A 1,091-nucleotide genomic window follows, 5' to 3' on the forward strand; every position below is an offset into this window, starting at 1 on the left:
AGCGCCGACATCGTGTTGGCGAGAGCATTCTTCATCGTGATCGCGCCATAGCCGGCCAACGCCGGCCCGTTCTTCGGCGTCTCCTTGTGCCGATAGCCCTCTTCCCGCGGGAGATGGACGAGCAGCGTGTAACGGGTCTTGCGCTCGACGACCGTGCCGACCGCCGAGCGCTCCAACCCGATCAGCAGATCGCCTTCCCAGTGCCCGGGGACGGCGCGACCGTCGGCTTCCGCCGGTCGCTCGCTGATCAGCGTCTCCGGCGTGACATGCGCCCAGGTCTTGCGCCGCGACCGCTCTCGGGGGACGCGTAGCGCCCTGCCCGTGCGGAGGTTCCAGACGAGTTCGCGCTTGAGCGCGCCGCGGCCCTCGATGTAGAGCGACTGGTAGATCGCCTCTGGGCTGATGCGCATGGACTCATCATCCGGGAAGTCGATCTTCAACCGGTGTGAGATCTGCTCCGGACTCCAAGCCCAGGGCCAGGCCCTGTCCTTCCGATGCGGCTTGCCTCTCCCGGTGAACCGCGGCGGCTGGGGACCGGTGACGATCGTGCCATCGGGGCTTGTGATCTTCCCCGACAGGCGCTCCTCGACATACGCGCGCAGCCGCGGGTTCGCGACGAGTTTCGCGACCTTGGGTCGCTTCGCGGTCATGTCTGCTTTCCACTGCGCGACCGACGCCCGATACTCCGGCTTCCCGCCCCGCGTGGCCGCGTTCCGCCGCAGCTCACGAGAGATCGTCCCGGCATCGCGGCCCATGGCGCGAGCGATCTCGCGAACGCCCTTGCCCTTCTCCTTGAGAATCGCGATCTCCTCGCGCTCAGCGAACGAGAGGTAGCGGCCCGATGGCTGCTGGGCGATGTCGAATGGCGCCATGCCGCCAGCGTGTCGGAACCATCTTGCGCCGACCGCGGGCGCCACGCCGACAACCCCCGCGGCTTCCTCCGCGAGCAGCCCTTTCGCGATCTCGCCCCAGAACGCCGCCTCGACGGGTTTCTGAAACTTCGGATGCCCCGGCGAGCGGAGCTTCGGACGAACCGCCCTGTCCGCGGCCTGCTGACGACGAACCATCGAACACCTCCTGATAGAGGTGTT

General features: G+C 67.6%; 1 protein-coding gene. It reads right to left on the reverse strand.

The features are described from left to right. Nucleotides 1–1,067, reverse strand: a 1,067-nt coding sequence (locus ABFT43_RS22630) for an IS30 family transposase (protein ID WP_347962476.1), incomplete at its 3' end; no start/stop codon positions are given. Nucleotides 1,068–1,091: the final 24 nt, after the last annotated feature.

Origin of the sequence: Gordonia aurantiaca, from assembly GCF_039939235.1 — a bacterium.
Taxonomy (GTDB): Bacteria; Actinomycetota; Actinomycetes; order Mycobacteriales; family Mycobacteriaceae; genus Gordonia.